This is a genomic window from Streptomyces sp. NPDC003023 (genome assembly GCF_042888225.1).
GTDB lineage: Bacteria > Actinomycetota > Actinomycetes > Streptomycetales > Streptomycetaceae > Streptomyces.
The window spans coordinates 159213-181234 of the sequence record NZ_JBIAPL010000004.1 but is presented as its reverse complement, the minus strand read 5'-3'; the positions used below and the strand labels follow the sequence as shown (position 1 = coordinate 181234).

Sequence of the window (22022 nt, the reverse complement as noted above, 5' to 3'; positions counted from 1 at the left end):
TACGGGGCGGGCATTCCCGTACAGCCGCAGCGGCGCAGTCGATATCTCAGGGACGGGGAAAGGGCCGAGTGAGGAGCAACTCCCCGGGGGACCCGATCCTGCGGTCCACGCAGGCTGCGTCGATGACGTATGCCTGGACCTGGGTGCTGTCCTTGTCGTGTGTCATGAGGACGAGATACGCCTCGACACCTTCGTATGTGCCGCGCTCTACAGCGATCGGCTCATCGGTCCGACCGGTGCCCTCCTGGACGCAGGAGGGCACCGTCGCGCCCGGTGTGTTCTTGGGAGAAAGAGTGGAGGGCCCGCTGTCGAGGGTCGGCGCCTTCTCGATCCTGGGTTCGGCGTCCTGTGCCGGTCCGGCCGCCAACAGCGACTGGACGCGGCTGCCGAGTGCGGCACCGGAGAACTGCACACCGTCGTGTGCCTCCGAGCTCACTGTCGCTTCCTTCTGAGCCGTGGAGGAGTCGTTGCTGGAGTTCGTCTGAGTGGACTGGAAAAGCAGCACGCTCACGCTCACGGCAGCGGCACTGAGGACGGCACCCAGGACAGCGGTGCGTCGCCGCCGCGATCGGCCGGCGCGGCCCGGGCCGGTGGCAGCACGGGAGTGCCCCGGAGGGCGAGCCGGAGTCGATCCTGCTTCCGCTGACTCGGTCCGAGGCACTGTTTCACGTGAAACATGGTCCGTCTCTGCAGGACCGGTGGCGTCGAGAAGCGCTTCGGCGGCCAGTGCGGCGTCGATGCGACCTGCGACATCGGCGGGCATGCGCGGAGGGCCGGGCAGAGTGCCCAGCAGGCCACGGATCTCTTCGAGGGACGCATGAACGTCCGAGCAGAGTGGACAGACGTCGAGGTGACTTCGGATTTCGGCTGTGCGTGACTGCGGGAGAAGACCTTCGGCGAGGTCGGAGATTTCCGAGACGTCCGGGTGCTGCGTCGAGTCGGCCCTGTTGGTCGAGGATGTCACGCGCGTCCACCTCCACCCTTCAATGCCGCAGGGTCACTCGGCCCTGTCTCGCTTGGTCCCGACGCCGGTGGGACGGATGTCCCCGGCGTCCGGTTCCTTCCCAAGCCGGCCTCGGTGCTATCCCCTGCCTGAGCACGCAGATGGGTGAGCATGGGTAGCAGCCGGGCGCGGCCCCGGGCACAGCGGCTCTTCACCGTCCCGGTCGGAACATCCAGCACACGTGCGGCTTCGGCGACCGGATAGCCCTGCATGTCGACCAGCACGAGCGCGGCACGCTGGTCCACCGGAAGTTTCGCCAGCGCGGCCAGAAGTTCGCGGTGGAGATCGTGACGCTCGGCGGGTGCCTCCGCCGACTCGTGCGGCTCCAGGAGCTGCTCCAGACGCTCCGTGTCGTCGACGGGAGAGGTCTTACGGGAGGCGGCCTTCCTGGCCCGGTCCAGACAGGCGTTGACCGTGATGCGGTGCAGCCACGTCGTGACGGCGGATTGGCCGCGGAAGGTATGGGCCGCCCGGAAGGCCGACACCAGGGCGTCCTGGACCGCGTCGGCTGCTTCCTCGCGGTCTCTCAACGTGCGCAGCGCGACGGCCCACAGCCGGTCGCGGTGACGCCGCACGAGCTCACCGAAGGCGTCGGGGTCACCGTCGACGTGGCGAGCCAGAAGGTCCTGGTCGCTTGCGTCGCCGAGTGTCGGCTTGTCCAACGGTGAGCCCCCTCCCCGCTTCTCTGACCATGCCTGTCAGCTGGTGAACTTCACGTCCTCGATGCCCTGCTTGTGTCCCGCGCCGTTGTAGCCGTCGCGAGGTGAGTAGGGCATCGCGGTCATCCAGAGCAGTACATACCGGCTCTTCGCGGCCTTCTGGGCCGTCAGTGTGAGTTCCGAGCCATTGGTCTGCCCGGTGGCGATCTTGTCCATCGAGTCGACGGAGCCGGACGGCGACAGGGACTCGACCGCGTAAAGAGTCATCGTGGTGTGGTTGCCGCCGTAGCGCAACGCTATGGAAGCACCCGAGATCTCCTTGTCGGACCCGAGGTCGTAGACGATGCCCACGCCCTCCTTGATCGAAGGCACGAGGTCCGGCCCGTCCGTGAAGTATCCGGTGCGCCAGTCGCTCGTGGCGTCGTCGTCATAGGTGGCGTCGACCTTGGCGGCGTTCTGGGGCCTGCCGTCCGGTGCGTACTCCTGTGCGTCATGGACCTCCAGCGGCACGGGTGCCTTGGGCTTGTCGTCGGCCTCCTCCGGGCCGGCGGTCTCCGACGTCTTGGGCTCGTCCTTGGCCTTGCGGTCGTCCAGCAGCTTGTCGGCGACCTGCCAGCTGCCGATGCCCAGCGCTGCGATGAGCAGCGCCGACACGGCCCACTTGAGGGCCTTGCCGGTACGGGTCTGCAGCGGCGGAGGCGGGGTCGGCAACGGCGTGGTGGGCGCCGTCCCCGGCATCGCCTGGGGCCGGCCGTAGTTCCCCTGCTGGTAGGTGGTGCGCTGGTACTCGGGGGGAGCCGTGAACGCCGGCTCAGGGGGACGGACACGCGGCATCGCCGCAACGGCCTTGGCCAGTTCGTCCGGCGTCGTGCACGGAGGCTCCTGACGCGAAGCCGTGGCGCCGTCGTTGACCAGGGCCCGCATGGCCAGCTCCGAGAGGCCTCGGTGCACACCGGCCCGCACCTGGTCGGGAGCGACCAGCCCGACGCCCTTGGGCAGCCCGGACAGACCGTACGCATCGTTCTCGTACGGCCAGCGCTGGGTCAGGGCGGCGTACAGGAGGGCGCCGATCGCCTCGGTGTCGGTGCGCTGGGGACCGTCGGAGGCGATCCCGCGCAGAGCGGCGTTCACTGCCAGTCCGCGGATCCGGTACTGCCCCGTGGAGGTCCGCAGCACGGCGCCGGGAGTGAGCTTCAGATGGGCAAGGCCCTCCCGGTGGGCGGCGGCCATGGCCTGGGACACCTGGTCCACGAGCTGATAGGCGTCGTGCGGCTCGAAGGGCCCGGCGGCCAGCAGGGCGGTCAGCTCCACGGCGTCCGGGAGCCACTCGTGCACGACGTAGACGAGGTCGTTCTCCTCGACAGCATCCAGGACCTGGACGAACCGGGGGTCGCCGAGCAGTGCCGAGGAACGGGCGGCGGCAAGAACGGAGCGTGCGCGCGGGTGATCGGCGGGCAGGATGTGCACGCCGACCGCTCGCCGCAGCTTCTCGTCGACTGCCCGCCAACTGCTGAAACCGTCCAGACGGGTGACGCACTCCTCGAGCCGATAGCGCCTGGCGAGCTTGTGGCCGCTGTGGAGTTCGGGTGTGGAGTAGGACGGCTCGCCGTCCTGCGGCTGACCGTCGGTGTCGGGTGCCGCCTTGTCCGTTGTGCTTGGAGAGTCCGTTGCTCCTGATTCGGCTCTCTGGGATTCCGCCGCCCCGTCGGTCGTGGCCTTGCCCGCCTTCGCGGTCAGCGGTTCTTCCCCGCCGTTGTCGGCCACGTCGACGGCAGCCGTGCTACGTTCCGCCACCGTCGTTCCTGCCTCCCCATCCGTTGCGCCATGTCCAACAGCCATGCCAATTGTGCCCACAGTCCGACGCTATGCACGACACGCAGCGTCCGCCGATGGTTGTGCGGGACCCGCCCTCCGTCGCTCGCCGGCCTCCAGTGCCCCTCCCGGCAAGCTTTGCCGTGTCGCGCCGCCCAGCACGCACCCTCTCCCCCATAGCCCTTCGGGCATGGGAGGTGCCCCCACCGTTGGCCAAAAGCCCTGGTAGCTCCGCTACAAGGACTTCCGGCCGCCTTGCGATCGCACGCACTGGACGACGCTCCTTCACGGGCAAACATTGCCGGTCACGGCACTAGCGGCCGAGACGCCCGCGGATCATGCCGACCATGGCGTTGAGTTCCGCGATGCGCATCCGCTTCGCCGCGACGAAGAAGACGCCCAGCAGCACGATTCCTCCGGCCACCAGCGCGACCACTGAACCTCCTGCGCCGCTGCCAAGTCCCTTGAGGACGCCGTAGGCGACGGCGCCGCCGGCGACCGCCGCGGGAACGGAAGCCATGGAGAGCCGGGCGTAGCTTCGCATGACGTGGGCGCCGTCCAGATCGCCGCCCAGGCGGTTCTTGAGCCTCCGCCAGGCGACACCCACACCGACGGCGTAGGCGAGGCCGTAGGACGCGGCCATGCCGACCACGGCCCATTGGGCGGGCAGCAGCAGGTAACACAGGGCTGAGGCACCGGCGTTGACGATCGCGACGATGACGGTGTTGTAGAAGGGGGTCCGGGTGTCCTCGTAGGCGTAGAAGCCACGCAGCACCACGTACTGCACGGAGTACGGGATCAGGCCGAGACCGAAGGCCATCAGGATGAAGCCCATGCCCCGAGCCGCTTCGAGACCGGTGGAGGCGAACAACAGTGTCGACATCGGGACACCGAGCGCCAGGAAGGCGAACGAGACGGGCACGATGGCGACCGCCGAGTTGCGAAGGCCCTGGGAGATGTCGTCGCGTACGGCACCGGGATCGTTGTCGTGGGCCGCGCGGGAGATGCGTGGCAGCAGGGCGGCCATGACCGACACGGTGATGATCGCCTGCGGCATGCCCCAGATCAGCTGGGCGTTGGTGTAGGCGATGAAGCCCGCTCCCTGCTTACCGGAAGCCGCACCGGCCGCGGTGGCGAGCTGGGTGACGACGAGTACGCCGGCCTGGTTCGCGAGAACGAAGAGAACGGTCCACTTCGCCAGCTTCACGGTCTTGCCGAGCCCGTGTCCCTTCCAGTCGAACCGGGGACGGAAGCGGAAGCCGGTCTCCCGCAGGTACGGGATCATCGCCAGCGCCTGGACCACCAGTCCGAGCAGCGTCCCGATGCCCAGCAGCCGGATGCCCTCCTCGGGGATCGTCTGGACGCCCATGCGGGATTCGGCCGAGGTGCCGTACACCCAGATGAACAGCCCGAAAGTGGTGATCATGACGATGTTGTTCAGGACCGGGGTCCACATCATCGCGCCGAACCTGCCACGGGCGTTGAGGATCTGCCCCATGACCACGTGGATGCCCATGAAGAAGATCGTGGGCAGGCAGTAGCGGGCGAATGTGACCGCGGCGCTGTTGGCCGCCTGGTCGGAGGCGATCGTGTCCGACATCAGCCGGATCAGCAGTGGTGCCGCGAAGACCGCGACGGCGACGATCGCGCCGAGCGCCACCATCACGAGTGTGAGAAGACGGTTGGCGAACGCCTCGCCGCCGTCGTCGTCGTTCTTCATCGCGCGGACCAGCTGCGGGACGAAGACGGAGTTGAGGCCGCCGCCGACCGTGAGGATGTAGATCATCGTCGGCAGGGTGTAGGCGACGGTGAAGGTGTCGCCGAGAAGCGCGGCACCGAGGGCAGCGGTGATCACCAGGCTGCGGACGAAACCGGTGAGGCGGGAGACCAGGGTTCCGGCCGCCATCACGGCACTGGACTTCAGCAGACTGGTGGCCCGGCCCGCCGGCTTCTTGGGGGCAGGTGTCGCGGGCATCGGCTCAGGGGCGGGAGAGGCGGGAGAGGGCACAGAGGACTGCTGGTCCCGGTAAAGGTGGGCGAAGGCGTCCGGCTCCGGCTTCTCCTCGCCGGCGTGGGTGACCAGGTCGTCCACGCCGGTGAACTGAGTGGTTCTGGCGTCGTCGCCGTACGGGAGGTGACGGGAAGGGCCGTCGGGCTCGGGCGGCGGTGTCTGCGCCCAGATGCGGGGGTCAGGGGCATGCTGTGGGGCCGCCGGCTGCTGATAGAGCGGCTGCGGGTCCTGGTATGTGCCCGGAGGAGGCGGAGGGTGCGCGGAGCGGTCGTAGAGCGCTTCGTTCACCGGGTCCTGGGCGGAGAGGTCCTGCGCCTGGAAGGGGTCTCGGGCGTAGGCGTCCTGGACGTAGGGATCCTGCGAGTACGGGTCCGCCGGAGGCTGCTGCGGCGGGTAGGAGCCCGCCGGGTCACCGCCCGCGCCCTGGCCGCGGTCACCGTCGTACGGCGCGTTCATGACTACCCCACCTCATCGTCCCCGGCCGACCGGCCACGACATCGCTCAACGGTCCACTTTCTCACCAGCGCCCGACGGGTCGCCGCTTTCCGGTCCGGTGTCAGGTGCGAGGTCACTCGCCTGCCCCGGATCCGAGGCACCGCTGTCACCCTCTGTATCCGCGGCATCCTGCTCGGCGGGAGCATCAGTGGCTTGCGCGGCGGCGGCACGCTTGCGCTGCGTGTACATCCTGATGCCGGCGAGGACGAGCAGGAGCACGCCCCCGGCGAGGACGAGCATGACGGTCGGAGTGATCTCCGAGACCTTCACCGTGAACGACATCGGCCGGCCGTAGGGCGTCCCGTCCTGGGTGTACAGCTGCGCCGTCATCTGGACCTGACCGTTGGCGTTGGCGGCCGCGGGGAACTTCACCGTCTGGCTGTGGCCGCCCTCGACCTTGATCGGCTGCTCGGCTGTTCCCTTGTCGCCGTCGAGGTGGAGACGGTTGGGATTGTTGGACTTCAGCCGCAGAACGAGGTCGTCGATGCCCTGGACGAGCTGGTTCTGCACCGTGACCGGGATGGTCGCGCTGCGACCGGACAGGGTCACGTCGGACTTCTCGATCAGTTGGACCTCTTCTGTGAGGTTCCGGAGATAGGCCTGGACCCCGGCACGGTACTCCTGCGCCGGCACCGGCTTGCCCCGCCAGGAGGTCGACAGCTCACGGTCGATCGCGCGCCCGAACGGCGCCTCCACCCGGTCCGCCAGAGTGAGGATGACCTTGAACTTGTCGAGGGTGCCCTGTGTCTCCCTGATGTCCTCGAAGGCGCGCACCGGCAGTTCCTGCTTGCGCAGCGCGGCCGGGTACTGGGAAGTGCTGGGCACCTTGGTGTTGGCGTTGGCGTCCGGCTTGGCGGACGCTGCGGCAACGAGATCCAGTGGCTGTGTCCAGCGCTCGGCGTCGAGGGCCCGCAGGGCGCGCGCCATGGCCTGTGCCTGGGTGATCGTGGGTACCCGCTGAGGGGCGACGACGATGCTCCGCTGCTTTTCCGGATCCTGGAGGGTCAGCGCCAGCGACTGGGCGAGGAACTGCTGAACCGCCGACGTGGAGTCGCCTGCGCGAGTCATGTCGCCCTGGAAGGCGGTCGACAAGCGGGTGTCTGCGACCACAGCCGTGGTGCCGCCGCCGATCGGACGGGCGGCAGTGGGTGTGTAGGCGAGATTGTCCTGCAGGCTGTCGCTACGGGCGATCACCTTGTGCGCGCCGGCCGAGGTGGCCACGTCGACGATCGAGGAGTCGATCGCGCCGTGCACCGGCCAGGCGAAGTCGACGGACGGCTTCACATGGAGGATGGTCTCCACTGTGATCTCCGCCACTTCCGTGGCGGGCTGCAGATGGCTGAGCGAGCCGGACACCGACTTCCCCCGGTGCGCCAGCGAGGCCAGATCGGGGTCGGCGAAGGGAAGGGCGACCACCTTCCTGTCCTGTACCGCCGCCTCCAGAGAGCTCAGCCACTGCTTGGCGACTGCCTGGTTCTTGCCGGCGACGGTGGAGTCGCCGCTCTTGACGCTGTAGCTGCGCGTCATGGCGTCGACGGTGGCCAGGAGGTCCGGGTCGATGACCCAGGTGACCGGCAGTTCCTTGCCGAGTGACACGAGCTGGTCGAGCCGTCCGCCCGGAGCGAGCTCGGCGGCGAGCGCCTCGTCCTCGAAGACGGGGGTCTGCTGCTCGTCGGATCCGGTCTCGGAGGTGAGGTGGGTCGACGAGATCAGCGGCCAGAGATAGGTGAGGTGCGTCTTCTTGTCCACGGCCTCCGGCTGCCACGGCAGGAACGTCCGCTCGATGCCCAGCACACGCTCGAAGGACTGGCTCGCGGTCTGTCCGGCCAGGGACACCCCGAGCTGGTAGACGCCACCGTCGTCGTCCAGGTCGAGCTCGTCGGCGGGGACGGAGACCTTGAAGTCGTAGCTGACGCCCGGGGAGAGCGTCGGCAGCTTGACGCTGAACTTGTCGTCGACGGTCGGGGCGTCCACTCCGTAGGTGTACCCGGTCCTCTCCGCAGCCCGGTCGATGGCGGTCCTTCCGACCAGCTTCGGGCCCAATCGGAGGTCGACGTGCGCGTCGGTGACGGCTTGCCTGCCCTCGTTGAGCACTGTCCCGGACACGGTGATCGTGTCCTTCTTGCCGGGGGCTTCCGGCGTCAGCGTGTTCAGAGACACATCCACGGTGCGGGACCCGGTGGCCTCCTCAGCGGCGTGCGCCGTCGGTGCGGCGGGGCCGCACCAGAGCCCGGCCACGAGTGGAACGCCGGTGATCAGGGAGGCTGCGCGGCTCAGCCACCGGCGCGCAGGAGAAGTACGCATCCCCTGGAAGTCTGCCGCCTCGGCCACGCGCTCGCCCGTCCCTCGTCTGCTGCCGTTGGTGGTTCTCTACTTCTTGCGTCCACGCATGGTAACGATGCCTGCTGTGTCCAAGTGCCGGGGTGTGCCTCACAAGATCGGTAGGGAGCCGCGAGGTCCCGGAAAAGGAGGACGACCCGGTCGGCCCGGGCACGTACCCTTTTCTGTTGTGCCGAACGCCAATGAAGACAACCCCACTGCCCTGAGCCAGGCGCAACACCGCGCGGTGAGTGAATTGCTGCGGGTGTCGCCCGTCGCCGACGACCTGGCGCGCCGATTCCAGGATGCCGGATTCAGTCTGGCCCTCGTCGGCGGCTCGGTCCGCGATGCGTTGCTCGGCCGGCTCGGCAATGACCTCGACTTCACGACGGACGCCCGCCCCGAGGACGTACTGAAGATCGTCCGCCCGTGGGCGGACTCCGTATGGGATGTCGGAATCGCCTTCGGCACGGTCGGTGCTCACAAGGACGGCCGAGTCGGCGACGCGGTGCAGCGCTTCCAGATCGAGGTGACCACGTACCGCTCGGAGGCGTACGACCGGGATTCGCGCAAGCCGGAGGTGTCCTACGGCGACTCGATCGAGGAGGACCTCGTTCGCCGCGACTTCACGGTGAACGCGATGGCGGTGGCGCTGCCCGAGAAGGAGTTCATCGACCCGCACGGCGGTCTGGGGGACCTCGCCGAGAAGGTGCTGCGTACCCCTGGCACGCCCGAGGAGTCGTTCTCCGACGACCCGCTGCGCATGATGAGGGCCGCGCGCTTCGCCGCACAGCTGGATTTCGAGCCGGCGCCCGAGGTTGTCTCCGCCATGAAGGGCATGGCGGAGCGCATCGAGATCGTCTCCGCGGAACGTGTCCGTGACGAGCTGAACAAGCTGCTCCTGTCCACCTACCCGCGTAAGGGGCTGGCGCTGCTCGTCGACACGGGCCTCGCCTCCTATGTGCTGCCCGAACTGCCGGCACTGCGGCTGGAGAGTGACGAGCACCACCGGCACAAGGATGTCTACGAGCACTCGCTGACGGTGCTGGATCAGGCCATCGCCTTGGAGGAGGAAGGGCCCGATCTGGTGCTGCGGCTGGCTGCCCTGCTCCATGACATCGGAAAGCCCCGGACGCGACGCTTCGAGGACGACGGCCGCGTCTCGTTCCATCACCACGAGGTCGTGGGCGCGAAGATGACCAAGAAGCGGATGGCGGCGCTCAAGTACTCGAACGAGATGGTCAAGGACGTGTCCCGCCTCGTGGAGCTGCATCTGCGATTCCACGGATACGGCACCGGCGAGTGGACGGACTCCGCCGTGCGGCGGTACGTGCGAGACGCGGGTCCGCTGCTGGACCGACTGCACAAGCTGACCCGGTCCGACTGCACCACCCGGAACAAGAGGAAGGCCGGGGCCCTCTCCCGTGCCTATGACGGCCTGGAGGGGCGCATCGCGCAGCTTCAGGAGCAGGAGGAGCTGGACTCGATCAGGCCGGATCTCAACGGCAACGAGATTCAGGAAATCTTGGGAGTCGGACCCGGCCCGGTGATTGGTAAGGCGTACGCCTTTCTCCTCGAGCTGCGTCTGGAGAACGGGCCGATGGAGCGCGAGGCTGCTGTTTCGGCGCTCACGGAGTGGTGGTCGGAGCAGTCCTGAAGCGTGAAGACGGTGGCGATGTTTCACGTGAAACATCGCCACCGTCTTCAGCGCGAGCCAGGCGTCGTTTCACGTGAAACATCGCCTGGGTGAGGGTGAGCTACTTCTTGATCTCGTTGAGGCAGAGTACGAACGACTTGCCCGAACTGCGTCGCCCGCCGCTGGTCTGCTCGTAGTAGCCGATGTCGGCCTTGCCTTCGCAGATCGTCTGGTCCGTCGTGTCGCTGTGCACGGAGACCACCTTGTAGGCCGCTTCCGCGCCGCCGCACTCGACCACCTGGAGATCCGGGTTGGTCTGGGTGCCGCTGTTCTTGAGGCAGTCGCCGGCCTTTGCGGTGTCGGCGTCGTCTCGGCCCAGGAACCAGAACACGCCGAAAGCGATCACGGCCAGGACGGCCACGACGATCTGGAACTTCTTCTTGAGGCTGAGACCGCCACGCGAAGGCGCCGGGGGCGGCGGAGGCGCACCCCACTGCTGCTGGGGCTGCTGGTAGCCGTTACCCGGCTGGGGCTGCTGCTGCGGATAGCCGTAAGCAGGCTGGCTCGGCTGCTGCTGCGGATAGCCATAGCCGGGCTGAGGCTGCTGCGGCTGCTGCCCGTAAGGGGCCGGTTGTCCGTACGGGCCCTGCCCCTGCTGTGGTGGGTAGGTCATGTGAGGTCCCCCTGTGAACGTACGCTCGATTGCTTGACGCGCGCACGCTATAGCACTCGATGTGTGTGGCTCCAACGGGCCAGGGTGAGGGCCACAAGCGCGTAGACCGCCCCCACCATGAGGACCAGCTGAACCGAGCGACCGTCAGGTGGCAGTATCAGCGCCGCGATTGCCGCGGCTCCGACAAAGGCGACGTTGAACAGGACGTCGTAGAGGGAGAAGACCCTGCCCCGGAAGGCGTCGTCCACGGAGGTCTGCACCACGGTGTCCGTGGCGATCTTCGAGCCCTGGGTGACGAGACCGAGCACGAAGGCGGCGACGAGCATCGGTGCCGGTTCGAAAAGCAATGCCAGCGCCGGCTCCAGTACCGCTGCCGCAGCCGCGCAAGTGATCATCCACCCGTAACGGCCGAGCTTTCCGACCGCCCACGGGGACGCCACGGCCGCCGCGAAGAAGCCTGCACCCGAGACGGCGAGAGCCAGGCCCAGCAACGCCAGTCCCTCCCCCTCGTCGGTCGACCATGAATAGCGGCACAGCATCAGCACCATGACGGTCAACGCGCCGTAGCAGAAGCGCAGCAGGGTCATGGCGGCGAGCGCATGGGCCGCTGTACGCCGTTGGCCGAGGTGGCGCAGCCCGTCCAGCAGCCCCTGTGCAGTGGAGGCGATCGCGGCGGCCAGGCGGGGCTGGATCTCGTCCGGGTCCGGTCCGAGCAGTTCGCGGGCCAGGCGCAGTGACGCCAACGCCGAGCAGAGATAGAGCACGGCACCCAGAAGCACCACGGCGGCGTCCGAGCCCGACGCGGCCAGCTGGACGAGGAAGGCCAGACCGCCGCCGGCGGTGGCGGCGAGGGTTCCCGCCGTTGGCGACAGCGCATTGGCCATGACCAGGCGACCAGGGTCGACGACGCGCGGCAGGGCCGCCGACAGACCTGCCAGGACGAAGCGGTTGACGGCGGTGACGGACAGGGCGGAGGCGTAGAAGAGCCAGTCGGGCACAGAGGCGAGCATCAGTACGGCCGTGCATCCGGCGAGCAGCGCGCGCAGCAGATTGCCGTACAGGAAGACCTGGCGGCGTTGCCAGCGGTCCAGAAGGACCCCGGCGAAGGGGCCGACCAAGGAGTAAGGGAGCAGCAGGACGGCCATGGCGGATGCGATCGCGGCGGCAGAGGTCTGCTTCTCGGGGGAGAAGACCACGTAGGTGGCCAGGGCGACCTGGTAGACACCGTCGGCCGACTGGGAGAGCAAGCGCACCGTCAGCAGCCGGCGGAAGCCGGTCAGGCGCAGGAGTACGCGCAGATCACGTACGACAGGCATGCGAGCAAGGGTCACACACGGGGGCGGCCCGTGGGGCGGCGACCCGAGGCATGCCGGGCGGCGACGCCGGAGGGGCGCGGAAACGCGACACCCCCCAGCCTTCGGCCGGGGGGTGTTCGCGGTGGTACCTGCGGCAGCGGACTGCTCACTGCTCTGCGGGAGCCACTCGACAGGTCAGCGCTCGACCTCGCCGTTGATGAACTTCTCGACGCTCTCGCGGGCCTCGTCGTCGAAGTACTGCACCGGCGGGGACTTCATGAAGTACGAGGACGCGGAGAGGATGGGGCCGCCGATGCCGCGGTCCTTGGCGATCTTCGCGGCGCGCACCGCGTCGATGATGACACCCGCCGAGTTCGGGGAGTCCCAGACCTCGAGCTTGTACTCCAGGTTCAGCGGGACGTCACCGAAGGCGCGGCCCTCGAGACGCACGTACGCCCACTTGCGGTCGTCCAGCCAGGCCACGTAGTCCGACGGGCCGATGTGGACGTTCTTCTCGCCCATCTCACGGTCGGGGATCTGCGAGGTGACGGCCTGCGTCTTCGAGATCTTCTTGGACTCAAGGCGCTCACGCTCGAGCATGTTCTTGAAGTCCATGTTGCCGCCGACGTTCAGCTGCATCGTGCGGTCCAGGATCACACCGCGGTCCTCGAAGAGCTTCGCCATGACGCGGTGCGTGATGGTGGCGCCGACCTGGGACTTGATGTCGTCACCGACGATCGGGACGCCGGCCTCGGTGAACTTGTCCGCCCATTCCTTGGTGCCGGCGATGAAGACCGGAAGAGCGTTGACGAACGCGACCTTGGCGTCGATGGCGCACTGCGCGTAGTACTTCGCAGCGTCCTCGGAACCGACGGGCAGGTAGCAGACCAGGACGTCGACCTGCTTGTCCTTGAGGGTCTGGACGATGTCGACCGGCGCCTCGGCGGACTCCTCGATGGTCTGGCGGTAGTACTTGCCCAGGCCGTCGAGCGTGTGGCCACGCTGCACGGTGATGCCGGTGTTCGGCACGTCGCAGATCTTGATGGTGTTGTTCTCGCTGGCGCCGATTGCGTCCGAGAGGTCGAGGCCGACCTTCTTGGCGTCCACGTCGAAGGCGGCCACGAACTCCACGTCACGAACGTGGTAGTCGCCGAACTGGACGTGCATCAGACCCGGCACCTTGCCGGCCGGGTCGGCGTCCTTGTAGTACTCGACGCCCTGCACCAGCGAGGCGGCGCAGTTGCCCACGCCGACGATGGCTACGCGAACCGAACCCATTGGCGGTTGCTCCCTGTGTGATCTCGGTACTTCGGATGAAACCCTGCGGAGCGCAGAGCCTCACTTGGCGGTGTCGTCGGACGGATCCGGCGGGGTGGGGTCGTCAGGAGACGTTCCTCCGGACGACTCGTCACCCCGGGTCCGGGGCAGGCCGCCCGTCGATCCAGATGTGTTGTCCTGCTGAGCGGTGTCTTCGGGCGAGGTTCGTCGCTGATCCCGCCCGGCCCGCTCGCTCTCGATGAGCTCGTTCAGCCAGCGCACTTCGCGCTCCACGGACTCCATGCCGTGCCGCTGGAGCTCAAGGGTGTAGTCGTCGAGGCGCTCGCGGGTGCGGGCAAGCGAGGCGCGCATCTTCTCCAGCCGCTCCTCCAGCCGGCTGCGACGCCCCTCCAGCACCCGCATCCGCACGTCGCGCTCGGTCTGGCCGAAGAAGGCGAAACGTGCCGCGAAGTGCTCGTCCTCCCAGGCGTCCGGGCCGGTGTGGGAGAGCAGTTCTTCGAAGTGCTCCTTACCTTCGGCCGTCAACCGGTAGACGATCTTGGCGCGTCGGCCGGCCAGCGAGGCGGCGAGTGCGTCCTCGGGAGCGCTTCCCGGTTCCTCGATCAACCAGCCGCTGGCGACCAGCGTCTTGAGGCAGGGGTAGAGGGTCCCGTAACTGAAGGCCCGGAAGATTCCCAGAGACGTGTTGAGCCGCTTGCGCAGCTCGTAGCCGTGCATCGGGGCTTCGCGGAGCAGACCCAGGACGGCGAACTCGAGGATGCCGGAGCGCCTGCTCACAGTCGCCTCCCTCGTACGTCCCGGTCCTGTATGTCGTGCTGATGTATCGACTCGATACATCAGCACGATAGAACGGTGTGACTGCTGCGACAAGAGGGGGCATCGTGAGCGGCGTCACATCGTCAATTCGGGGGACTCGAGTTGCCTGAAATAGGGTGAACTTCGCTCCTCAGGGGGTTTTGGCCGTGCGTAGTCTGTGCGGATGCAGACCACCGGGAACCATGTGACGCCCCCATGCGTCATCGCCGTGGATGCACAGCGGATGAGCCCTTTCACGGGCCCGTCCGTATCCATTTCGGGGGGACCGGAACTCAACTGCCGCTTCCAGGCGTCTCGCCTGCCCGAGGAGTAGTCGTTCGATGAGCGAGCACCGTCGCAAACCGCCGCAGCCACAGGGTGGCGGGCGTGCCGCGGCCAGACGCGCCGCCCAGCAGCCTTCTGGTCGGCGAGGCGCCCCGCCCAGGGGCACCACGCAGGCCTCGGCCTCCACTTCCCACGGCGAGGACCGTCCTTACGGTGGTCGTGCCGAGGCCCGGCGCGCCGCGCAACGCGGTGCCGGCGGGCAGAGCGGCCGTGGAGCCTCCGGCCGCGGCGGCCCGCCGGGCAAGAAGCGATTGATCGACTACCCGCGTCGTGACAAGTACGGATGGCGCCGCTGGGTCCCGTCGTGGAAGCTCACGACCGGCCTGTTCCTGGCGTTCTTCGCGAGCCTCATGACCGCCGGAGCGGTCGCCTACGCCATGGTGGGCGTGCCGAACCAGGCGTTGATCGCCGGGGCGCAGAACAACGTCTACTACTGGGACGACGGCACCCAGATGGTCGCCTCCGGTGGTGAGGTCAACCGGCAGATCATCCCGATTTCACAGATCCCGCGAGACATGCAGAACGCGGTGGTGTCAGCGGAGAACAAGACCTTCTGGAACGACTCCGGCATCGACCCGATGGGCATCGGCCGGGCGCTGTTCAACATGGCCCGGGGCGAGCAGACCCAGGGTGGCTCCACCATCACCCAGCAGTACGTGAAGAACGCGCGGCTGAACGACCAGGACCAGACCCTGAGCCGCAAGTTCCAGGAGCTCTTCATCTCCATGAAGATCGATGGTGAGATGAAGAAGTCCGAGATCATGGAGGGGTACCTCAACACCTCCTACTACGGACGGGGCGCGTACGGCATTCAGGCGGCCGCCCGCACGTACTTCAACAAGGACGCCAAGGAACTGAACGCGAGCGAGTGCGCGGTTCTGGCGTCACTGCTCAAGGGCGCCACGTACTACGATCCGGCCGGTGCCACCGCGATCGACCCTGCGGCGACGAAGGCGGCCAACACCGAGCGGCTGCGGAAGCGCTGGCTCTGGATCCTCGACGAGATGGTCAAGGACAAGCACCTGGAGTCCGCGGAGCGCCAGAAGTACACCGAGCTCCCCACCGTCCAGCCGCCCCGCAAGAACGCCCAGCTCGGTGGCCAGATCGGCTACCTGGTGGACCTGGCCAACGCCAACTTCGTCAACAATCACGACGAGGAAGTCGACCTCTCGAAGGGCGGCTTCGAGATCCACACCACCTTCAACAAGAAGAAGGTCGGCGAGCTCGAGAAGGCCGTCAAGAAGGTCATCGACGAGAACATCGACCCGAAGAAGCGTCCCGAGACGGACACCCACGTCCAGTTCGGCGGGGCGTCGGTCGACCCGCGGACGGGCGAGATCGTCGCGATTTACGGTGGTCAGGACGCGACGAAGCACTTCACCAACAACTCCGACGCGACCGGCGCGCAGGTCGGGTCGACGTTCAAGCCGTTCGTCCTCGCAGCCGCCATGAGCGAGGGCGTCCGCGATCCGGAGCTCGGCGTGGAGCAGGGCGCCGAGTCACGCAGGATCGTCGACCCCGACAAGAGCCGGTACAGCGGCAAGAACAAGCTCAAGATCAAGAATTATGACGGCTCGATCTGGCGCAACGAGGAGGGGAAGGAGTGGCTCCAGACCAACGACGGTCAGGAGGACTACGGCAACATCAGTCTGCGCGAAGCCATGATCCACTCCGCCAACTCCCCCTACGTGCAGCTCGGCATGGACATCGGCATCCCGAAGGTCAGGGAGGCGGCCATCGCATCGGGCCTGCTGGAGTCCAGCCTGACCAAGTCGAACGTGCCGTCCTTCTCGCTCGGCATCTCCGAACCCAGCGCGATCCGGATGGCCGGTGCCTACGCGACGTTCGCCGCCGAGGGCAAGCAGCGTGAGCCGTACTCGGTGAAGTTCGTCGAGCAGGGCGGCGTGAAGGTCTACGAGCACGCAGGGGAGGCGAAGCAGCCCTTCGACAAGGACGTCGCCAACAACGTGACCGATGTGCTGAAGGATGTCGTCGAGAAGCCCGAGGGCACGGGCAGGAACGCCCGGATCCCCGGGCGGGACGTGGCCGGCAAGACCGGTACGACAGACGGCAACAAGTCGGCGTGGTTCGTCGGCTACACGCCGCAGCTGTCGACGGCCATCGACATGTACCGCCTGGACGACGACGAGAAGAACACGAAGCGCGAGTTCCTCGAGATGTACGGCACCGGTGGTCAGAACAAGATCCACGGAGCGTCGTTCCCGTCCGAGATCTGGCAGGACTACATGTCCGAGGCACTCAAGGGCGAGAAGGTCATGAGGTTCCCCGAGCCGGAACCCATCGACGGCGAAGCGGTCTACGGCGGCGGTGCTCCCAGCCCGAAGCCGACGCCCAGCGCGTCCCCGTCCCCGTCGCCGTCAAAGAGCCCTTCAGAGAGCCCTTCCCCGAGCCCGTCCACCAGCCCCAGCCCTTCCGAGTCCTGCAACCCGTGGGAGGACTGGACGTGTGAGGTCAACGGTGGCGCCAATGGCGGTGGCGGTCCCGGCGGCAACGACGGCGGTGTGACGACGAGTCCGTCGACTTCACCGGGCACCGACGGCGGTACCGATACCGGCGGCAACGGCAACGGCGGCGGCAACGGTGGTGGCATCTTCGGAGGCTCGGACGGCGAGAGCTGACCGCGCCCGGCACCTTTGACGAGGGCCGCCGCGTCCGGGAAGGCACAGCACCTGTGCCGGCCCGGGGGCGGCGGCCCTCGCCGTGTTCCCGCACCCGTACGGCAGGATGTGCACCATGCCCAGCGCAGAAGAGACGAGCGTGTACGAGGAACGCCCCGCCGTACGCCCCGCGGCCTTGGACGTACGCCCCACCCGGCGCGACCGGATCGCCGCCGCCGGCAGTGAGCTGATCGGCGGTCCGGCCGGGCGCTGGGCGCTGCGTGGCGCCAGCGGTCCGCTCACACCCGTGCGCGTGGTGGCGCTCGTCGCCATCGGCATGTTCGCGCTCGGCATGGTGCAGAAGCTGCCCTGCTACAACTGGGCCTGGTTCAGAGGCACGAGCTCGCAGTACACCCACGCCTGTTACTCGGACATCCCGCACCTGTTCGTCGGTCGTGGCTTCTCCGAGAGTCTGATCCCCTACTTCGACCGGCTCCCCGGCGACATGGAGTACCTCGAGTACCCCGTGCTGACCGGTGTGTTCATGCAGGTCGCCTCCTGGATCGGCCATGTCGGCGGCAGCTCGGGACAGGCTCAGCAGCAGCTGTACTGGATGATCAACGCCGGGATGCTGATGGTCTGTGCGGCGGTCATCGCCGTCTGCGTGACCCGTACACACCGCAGGCGCCCCTGGGACGCGCTGCTCGTCGCCCTGGCCCCCGCGTTCGCACTCACCGCCACGATCAACTGGGACCTGCTCGCGGTGGCGCTGACCGCGGCGGCGATGCTGATGTGGTCACGCGGCAGGGTTCTCGCCTTCGGTGTCCTCATCGGTCTGGCGACCGCTGCGAAGCTCTATCCCGTGCTGTTGCTGGGGCCCCTGCTGGTTCTGTGCTGGCGGGCCGGCAAGTGGCGGGAATTCGGCACGGCGACGCTCGGCGCGGGAGCGGCCTGGCTCGCCGTCAATCTGCCCGTGATGCTGCTCGCGCCGCAGGGGTGGAAGAAGTTCTACACCTTCAGCCAGGAGCGGGGCATCGACTTCGGATCGTTCTGGCTGGTCATCACACAGCGCACCGGCGAGTCGATCGACGTCGAGAAGGTCAACACCTACGCCACCCTGCTGATGATCGTGGCCTGTGCGGGCATCGGCCTCCTCACCCTGAGAGCACCGCGCCGCCCCCGTTTCGCCCAGGTCGCCTTCCTGGTCGTGGCCGCGTTCATCCTCACCAACAAGGTCTACTCGCCGCAGTACGTGCTGTGGCTGATTCCGCTCGCCGCGCTCGCCCGGCCGCGCTGGCGGGACTTCCTCGTCTGGCAGGCGTGCGAGGTCATGTACTACCTGGGCATCTGGATGTACCTCGCGTACACGACCAGTTCCAAGCACCAGGGTCTGCCGCCCGAGGGCTACCAGGTGGCCATCGTGCTGCACCTGCTCGGGACGCTGTACCTCTGCGCCGTGATCGTGCGCGACATCCTCATGCCGGAACGCGACGGCGTACGCCAGGACGGGTCGGACGACCCCGGCGGGGGCGTGCTCGACGGCGCCCCGGACGCGTTCGTCCTCGGCCCGGCCGCGCACCCGCCCCGGCACGCGGCACAGTCGGAGGAGGCGCCGCGCGTCGAGTGGGGTGTCTCAGACACGGGCGGACGGGAGACGGAACCCCAGCCGTCGGGCTGAGCCGTGGCACGTCCGTCCTGACCGGGTTCCCGTCGGCCTCGCCCCCTCCGGGCGGGGCCGGCGTCGTTTCCGGCCCGATCCGAACGAGAGGCCCTAACGGTCCACCAGGCGGTCGAACTGGGTGGTCGTGTGACGGAGGTGGGCGACCAGCTCGTCCCCGACCTTCGGCTCCTGCGCGTCGGAGGGTACGAAGAGGATCGAGACCTGCATGTGGGGCGGTTCGGCGAACCAGCGCTGCTTGCCCGACCACACGAACGGCGACAGATTGCGGTTGACCGTCGCGAGGCCCGCCCGCGCCACGCCCTTGGCACGAGGCATCACGCCGTGCAGTGCCTTCGGTGCCTCCAGGCCGACCCCGTGCGACGTGCCGCCGGCCACCACGACGAGCCAGCCGTCGGAGGCGGTCTTCTGCTGGCGGTAGCCGAAACGATCCCCCTTGGCCACGCGGGTGACGTCCAGCACGGCGCCGCGGTACTCCGTCGACTCGTGGTCACCGAGCCACAGCCGGGTGCCGATGCGTGCGCGGAAGCGGGTCTGCGGGAACTGCTGCTGCAGCCGCGCCTGTTCCTGGGCGCGCAGATGGCTCACGAACATCGTGTGCAGCGGCAGCCTGGCCGCACGCAGCCGGTCCATCCAGGTGATGACCTCCTCGACGGCGTCGGAGCCGTCCGGGCGGTCCAGTGGAAGGTGCAGGGCGAAGCCCTCCAGCCGCACGTCCTCTATGGCCGCGTGCAGTTGACCGAGGTCCTGCTCGGAGACGCCGTGCCGCTTCATCGAGCTCATGCACTCGATGACGACGCGGGCCCCCACCAGCGCGTGCACGCCGTCGACCGACGAGACGGAGCGGACCACCCGGTCGGGCAACGGGACCGGCTCCTCGCCTCGCCGGAAGGGGGTGAGCACCAGCAGGTCGCCACCGAACCAGTCCTTGATCCGTGCGGCCTCGTAGGTCGTGCCCACGGCCAGCATGTCGGCACCGAAGCGGGCCGCCTCCTCCGACAGCCGCTCGTGTCCGAAGCCGTAGCCGTTGCCCTTGCAGACCGGGACGAGACCGGGGAACTGGTCGATCACCGACTTCTGATGCGCCCGCCAGCGCGCGGTGTCGACGTAGAGGGAGAGCGCCATGGCCGGCCCGGAACCTTTCTGGTGGCTGCGGTGTGTCAAAGGTGTGTACGAGAGTACGGATTCGCTCGCGGCGTCGTCAGCGACGGGACATGTACATGTCCAGCGCCTTGTGGAGCAGCTTGTTGAGCGGGAAGTCCCACTCGCCGACGTACTCGACGGCCTCGCCACCGGTGCCCACCTTGAACTGGATGAGGCCGAAGAGGTGGTCCGTCTCGTCGAGCGAGTCGCTGATGCCACGCAGGTCGTAGACCGTCGCGCCCATCGCGTACGCGTCGCGGAGCATCCGCCACTGCATCGCGTTGGAGGGCCGGACCTCACGTCCGATGTTGTCCGAGGCGCCGTACGAGTACCAGACGTGACCGCCGACGACCAGCATCGTCGCCGCGGAGAGGTTGACCCCGTTGTGGCGCGCGAAGTACAGGCGCATCCGGTTCGGGTCCTCGTTGTTCAGCACCGTCCACATGCGCTGGAAGTACGACAGCGGCCGCGGCCGGAAGCGGTCCCGCACAGCGGTGATCTCGTACAGCCGCTGCCATTCCTCGAGGTCCTCGTACCGGCCCTGGACGACCTCGACACCGGCCTTCTCGGCCTTCTTGATGTTGCGCCGCCACAGCTGGTTGAAGCCCTTGAGGACGTCGTCGAGGGACCGGTTGGCCAGGGGCACCTGGTAGACGTAGCGCGGCTGCACATCGCCGAAGCCGGCGCCGCCGTCCTCGCCCTGCTGCCAGCCCATCTTGCGCAGCCTGTCCGCCACCTCGAACGCACGCGGCTCGATGTGCGTCGCCTCCACGTCGCGCAGGCGCTTCACGTCCGGGTCCTGGATCCCGGCCTTGATCGCCGGAGCATCCCAGCGGCGAATGACCACAGGGGGGCCCATCTTCACGGAGAAGGCGCCCTGGTTCTTGAGGTGCGCCAGCATCGGCTGCAGCCAGTCGTCCAGGTTCGGGGCGTACCAGTTGATCACCGGCCCCTCGGGCATGTACGCCAGATAGCGCTTGATCTTGGGGAGCTGGCGGTAGAGCACCAGACCCACGCCGACGAGGGCGTCGCTCTTGTCGAACCAGCCCAGGTTCTCCGAGCGCCATTCCGTCTTCACGTCCGCCCACGCCGGGACCTGGCAGTGACTTGCCGAGGGCAGGCTCTGGATGTAAGCCAGATGCTGCTCACGGCTGATGGTCCTCAGGGTCAGGCTCATGCGGGGCGCTCCTCGGCAGGTGTGTCCCCATGGGTCAGGGGCTCCGGCTCTCGCGCCGAAGCCTACTGGTCTGTGGTGGGGCCCCGAATGGCTGTGCGCAGGAGCGGGGCGTCGACCGGCCGCTCCTGCGCCGCCGGGCCCCCGGGCTCAGCCGAGGACGCCGCCGAAGAGACCGCCGTGGGCCATCCCCAGGAAGAACCCCACCGCGGACGCGCCCAGGCCGATGATCAGCAGGAACCGCTCGCGGGTCGTGACCGAGATGAACTGCCCGTACGCGCCCGTGGCGATCCCGATGAGTCCCGCCCACGAGCTCAGCAGATGCAGGTGGTGGAACATCGCCGTGATGAACGCGAGAGCGCCGAGTACCAGCGTCACCGCCATCAGAGTGTCCTGGAGCGGATGAGGCTTTCCGTCCGTGTTGAGGAGGGAAGCGGGGGACTGACGTCGCACTGCATGTGCCATGAGGCACCTCCTGGCTGTGCCGGAAGGCGGCGCATGGTAGCGCCGCGCGCACCCGATGTGTACAGATTGCGGCCATCGGCCAGCGGATTTCAACCGGAAGCCGGGATGCAGGTACTCTGTACGGTCTGCACCGGTGTCTGCCCTGCCCACGACGCGATCTCCACTCCTCGGAGGGGGATTGTCAGTGGCGGCCGATACCGTTGCTCACGCATCACGACCCTCCTGCCACGGAACGACCGTGGCCGCTGAGTCCAAAGGAGGTGGGTTCCACATGCGTCACTACGAGGTGATGGTCATCCTCGACCCCGATCTCGAGGAGCGTTCTGTCTCCCCGCTGATCGAGAACTTCCTCTCCGTCGTCCGTGAGGGCAACGGAAAGGTTGAGAAGGTCGACACCTGGGGCCGTCGTCGTCTCGCTTACGAGATCAAGAAGAAGCCCGAGGGCATCTACTCGGTCATCGACCTGCAGGCCGAGCCTGCGGTCGTCAAGGAGCTCGACCGCCAGATGAACCTGAACGAGTCGGTCCTCCGGACCAAGGTCCTCCGTCCCGAGACCCACTGAGCTTCTAGCTCAGAGGTCATCGGGTTCGAGTAGCAGCAAGCAGCCAGAAGCAATCCCCGCC

General features: G+C 67.8%; 16 protein-coding genes. 4 read left to right on the top strand and 12 right to left on the bottom strand.

Annotation, left to right across the window (positions count from 1 at the left end; translation table 11 throughout):
- Window positions 1-46 precede the first annotated feature (46 nt).
- The 5 genes from ACFYV1_RS15920 to ACFYV1_RS15900 all read right to left on the bottom strand — a co-directional run bounded on the left by ACFYV1_RS15920 (window position 47) and on the right by ACFYV1_RS15900 (window position 8311).
- Entirely contained in the window at window positions 47-436 is a 390-nt protein-coding gene (locus ACFYV1_RS15920; RefSeq protein WP_389396056.1) for a hypothetical protein, read from the bottom strand.
- Between the two features lie 524 nt (window positions 437-960).
- Window positions 961-1665: an RNA polymerase sigma factor SigM gene (sigM, locus tag ACFYV1_RS15915; RefSeq protein ID WP_389396055.1), complete on the bottom strand. Its 705-nt coding sequence runs from the start codon at window positions 1663-1665 to the stop codon at window positions 961-963.
- A gap of 36 nt (window positions 1666-1701) precedes the next feature.
- The gene (locus tag ACFYV1_RS15910; RefSeq protein WP_389396054.1) at window positions 1702-3456 is read right to left on the bottom strand and encodes a protein kinase family protein; all 1755 of its coding nucleotides are present in this window, start codon (window positions 3454-3456) and stop codon (window positions 1702-1704) included.
- Between the two features lie 331 nt (window positions 3457-3787).
- Window positions 3788-5941: a murein biosynthesis integral membrane protein MurJ gene (gene murJ, locus ACFYV1_RS15905; RefSeq protein ID WP_389396053.1), complete on the bottom strand. Its 2154-nt coding sequence runs from the start codon at window positions 5939-5941 to the stop codon at window positions 3788-3790.
- Window positions 5942-5986: 45 nt separating this feature from the next.
- Window positions 5987-8311, bottom strand: a complete 2325-nt coding sequence (locus ACFYV1_RS15900) for a DUF6049 family protein (RefSeq protein WP_389396052.1) — start codon at window positions 8309-8311, stop codon at window positions 5987-5989.
- Window positions 8312-8489: 178 nt separating this feature from the next.
- Here ACFYV1_RS15900 and ACFYV1_RS15895 point away from each other — a divergent pair, with 178 nt between their 5' ends.
- Window positions 8490-9956: a CCA tRNA nucleotidyltransferase gene (locus ACFYV1_RS15895; RefSeq protein WP_389396051.1), complete on the top strand. Its 1467-nt coding sequence runs from the start codon at window positions 8490-8492 to the stop codon at window positions 9954-9956.
- A 100-nt stretch (window positions 9957-10056) separates the two neighbouring features.
- Here ACFYV1_RS15895 and ACFYV1_RS15890 read toward each other — a convergent pair whose 3' ends face one another.
- The 4 genes from ACFYV1_RS15890 to ACFYV1_RS15875 form a co-directional block, all read right to left on the bottom strand.
- Entirely contained in the window at window positions 10057-10608 is a 552-nt protein-coding gene (locus tag ACFYV1_RS15890; protein WP_389396050.1) for a hypothetical protein, read from the bottom strand.
- 47 nt (window positions 10609-10655) lie between these two features.
- Entirely contained in the window at window positions 10656-11924 is a 1269-nt protein-coding gene (locus tag ACFYV1_RS15885) for an MFS transporter (RefSeq protein WP_389396049.1), read from the bottom strand.
- A gap of 174 nt (window positions 11925-12098) precedes the next feature.
- Window positions 12099-13181 carry an inositol-3-phosphate synthase gene (locus ACFYV1_RS15880; protein WP_389396048.1) on the bottom strand — a complete coding sequence of 361 codons (1083 nt, stop codon included), beginning with the start codon at window positions 13179-13181 and terminating at the stop codon, window positions 12099-12101.
- 60 nt (window positions 13182-13241) lie between these two features.
- Complete coding sequence (locus ACFYV1_RS15875) at window positions 13242-13958, bottom strand: helix-turn-helix transcriptional regulator (RefSeq protein ID WP_389396047.1); 717 nt, start codon at window positions 13956-13958, stop codon at window positions 13242-13244.
- 359 nt (window positions 13959-14317) lie between these two features.
- On the opposite strand from ACFYV1_RS15875, the gene ACFYV1_RS15870 reads away from it, so the two are divergent.
- Window positions 14318-16960 (top strand): transglycosylase domain-containing protein, encoded by a 2643-nt coding sequence (locus tag ACFYV1_RS15870; RefSeq protein ID WP_389396046.1) that lies wholly within the window; start codon window positions 14318-14320, stop codon window positions 16958-16960.
- A gap of 115 nt (window positions 16961-17075) precedes the next feature.
- On the top strand, window positions 17076-18617 hold the full coding sequence (locus tag ACFYV1_RS15865; protein WP_389396045.1) for a glycosyltransferase family 87 protein: 1542 nt from the start codon (window positions 17076-17078) through the stop codon (window positions 18615-18617).
- Window positions 18618-18710: 93 nt separating this feature from the next.
- On the opposite strand, the gene ACFYV1_RS15860 is transcribed toward ACFYV1_RS15865, so the two are convergent.
- From ACFYV1_RS15860 to ACFYV1_RS15850, 3 genes are all read right to left on the bottom strand, one after another.
- Window positions 18711-19742 carry an alanine racemase gene (locus ACFYV1_RS15860; RefSeq protein ID WP_389396044.1) on the bottom strand — a complete coding sequence of 344 codons (1032 nt, stop codon included), beginning with the start codon at window positions 19740-19742 and terminating at the stop codon, window positions 18711-18713.
- A 76-nt stretch (window positions 19743-19818) separates the two neighbouring features.
- Window positions 19819-20937 (bottom strand): lipid II:glycine glycyltransferase FemX, encoded by a 1119-nt coding sequence (locus tag ACFYV1_RS15855; protein WP_389396043.1) that lies wholly within the window; start codon window positions 20935-20937, stop codon window positions 19819-19821.
- A 147-nt stretch (window positions 20938-21084) separates the two neighbouring features.
- Complete coding sequence (locus ACFYV1_RS15850; RefSeq protein WP_389396042.1) at window positions 21085-21399, bottom strand: hypothetical protein; 315 nt, start codon at window positions 21397-21399, stop codon at window positions 21085-21087.
- A gap of 271 nt (window positions 21400-21670) precedes the next feature.
- Between ACFYV1_RS15850 and rpsF the strand changes: the two genes are divergently transcribed.
- A complete protein-coding gene (gene rpsF / locus ACFYV1_RS15845; protein WP_093655579.1) occupies window positions 21671-21961 on the top strand; it encodes a 30S ribosomal protein S6 in 291 nt (96 codons plus the stop codon).
- Window positions 21962-22022 lie beyond the last annotated feature (61 nt).

Bases quoted from the DNA above. Each gene is read 5' to 3' on its own strand.
- ACFYV1_RS15865 (WP_389396045.1), top strand. From the start codon at position 17,076: ATGCCCAGCGCAGAAGAGACGAGCGTGTACGAGGAACGCCCCGCCGTA.
- ACFYV1_RS15890 (WP_389396050.1), bottom strand. From the start codon at position 10,608: ATGACCTACCCACCACAGCAGGGGCAGGGCCCGTACGGACAACCGGCC.
- murJ (WP_389396053.1), bottom strand. From the start codon at position 5,941: ATGAACGCGCCGTACGACGGTGACCGCGGCCAGGGCGCGGGCGGTGAC.
- ACFYV1_RS15880 (WP_389396048.1), bottom strand. From the start codon at position 13,181: ATGGGTTCGGTTCGCGTAGCCATCGTCGGCGTGGGCAACTGCGCCGCC.
- ACFYV1_RS15870 (WP_389396046.1), top strand. From the start codon at position 14,318: ATGAGCGAGCACCGTCGCAAACCGCCGCAGCCACAGGGTGGCGGGCGT.
- ACFYV1_RS15860 (WP_389396044.1), bottom strand. From the start codon at position 19,742: ATGGCGCTCTCCCTCTACGTCGACACCGCGCGCTGGCGGGCGCATCAG.
- ACFYV1_RS15855 (WP_389396043.1), bottom strand. From the start codon at position 20,937: ATGAGCCTGACCCTGAGGACCATCAGCCGTGAGCAGCATCTGGCTTAC.
- ACFYV1_RS15850 (WP_389396042.1), bottom strand. From the start codon at position 21,399: ATGGCACATGCAGTGCGACGTCAGTCCCCCGCTTCCCTCCTCAACACG.
- ACFYV1_RS15885 (WP_389396049.1), bottom strand. From the start codon at position 11,924: ATGCCTGTCGTACGTGATCTGCGCGTACTCCTGCGCCTGACCGGCTTC.
- rpsF (WP_093655579.1), top strand. From the start codon at position 21,671: ATGCGTCACTACGAGGTGATGGTCATCCTCGACCCCGATCTCGAGGAG.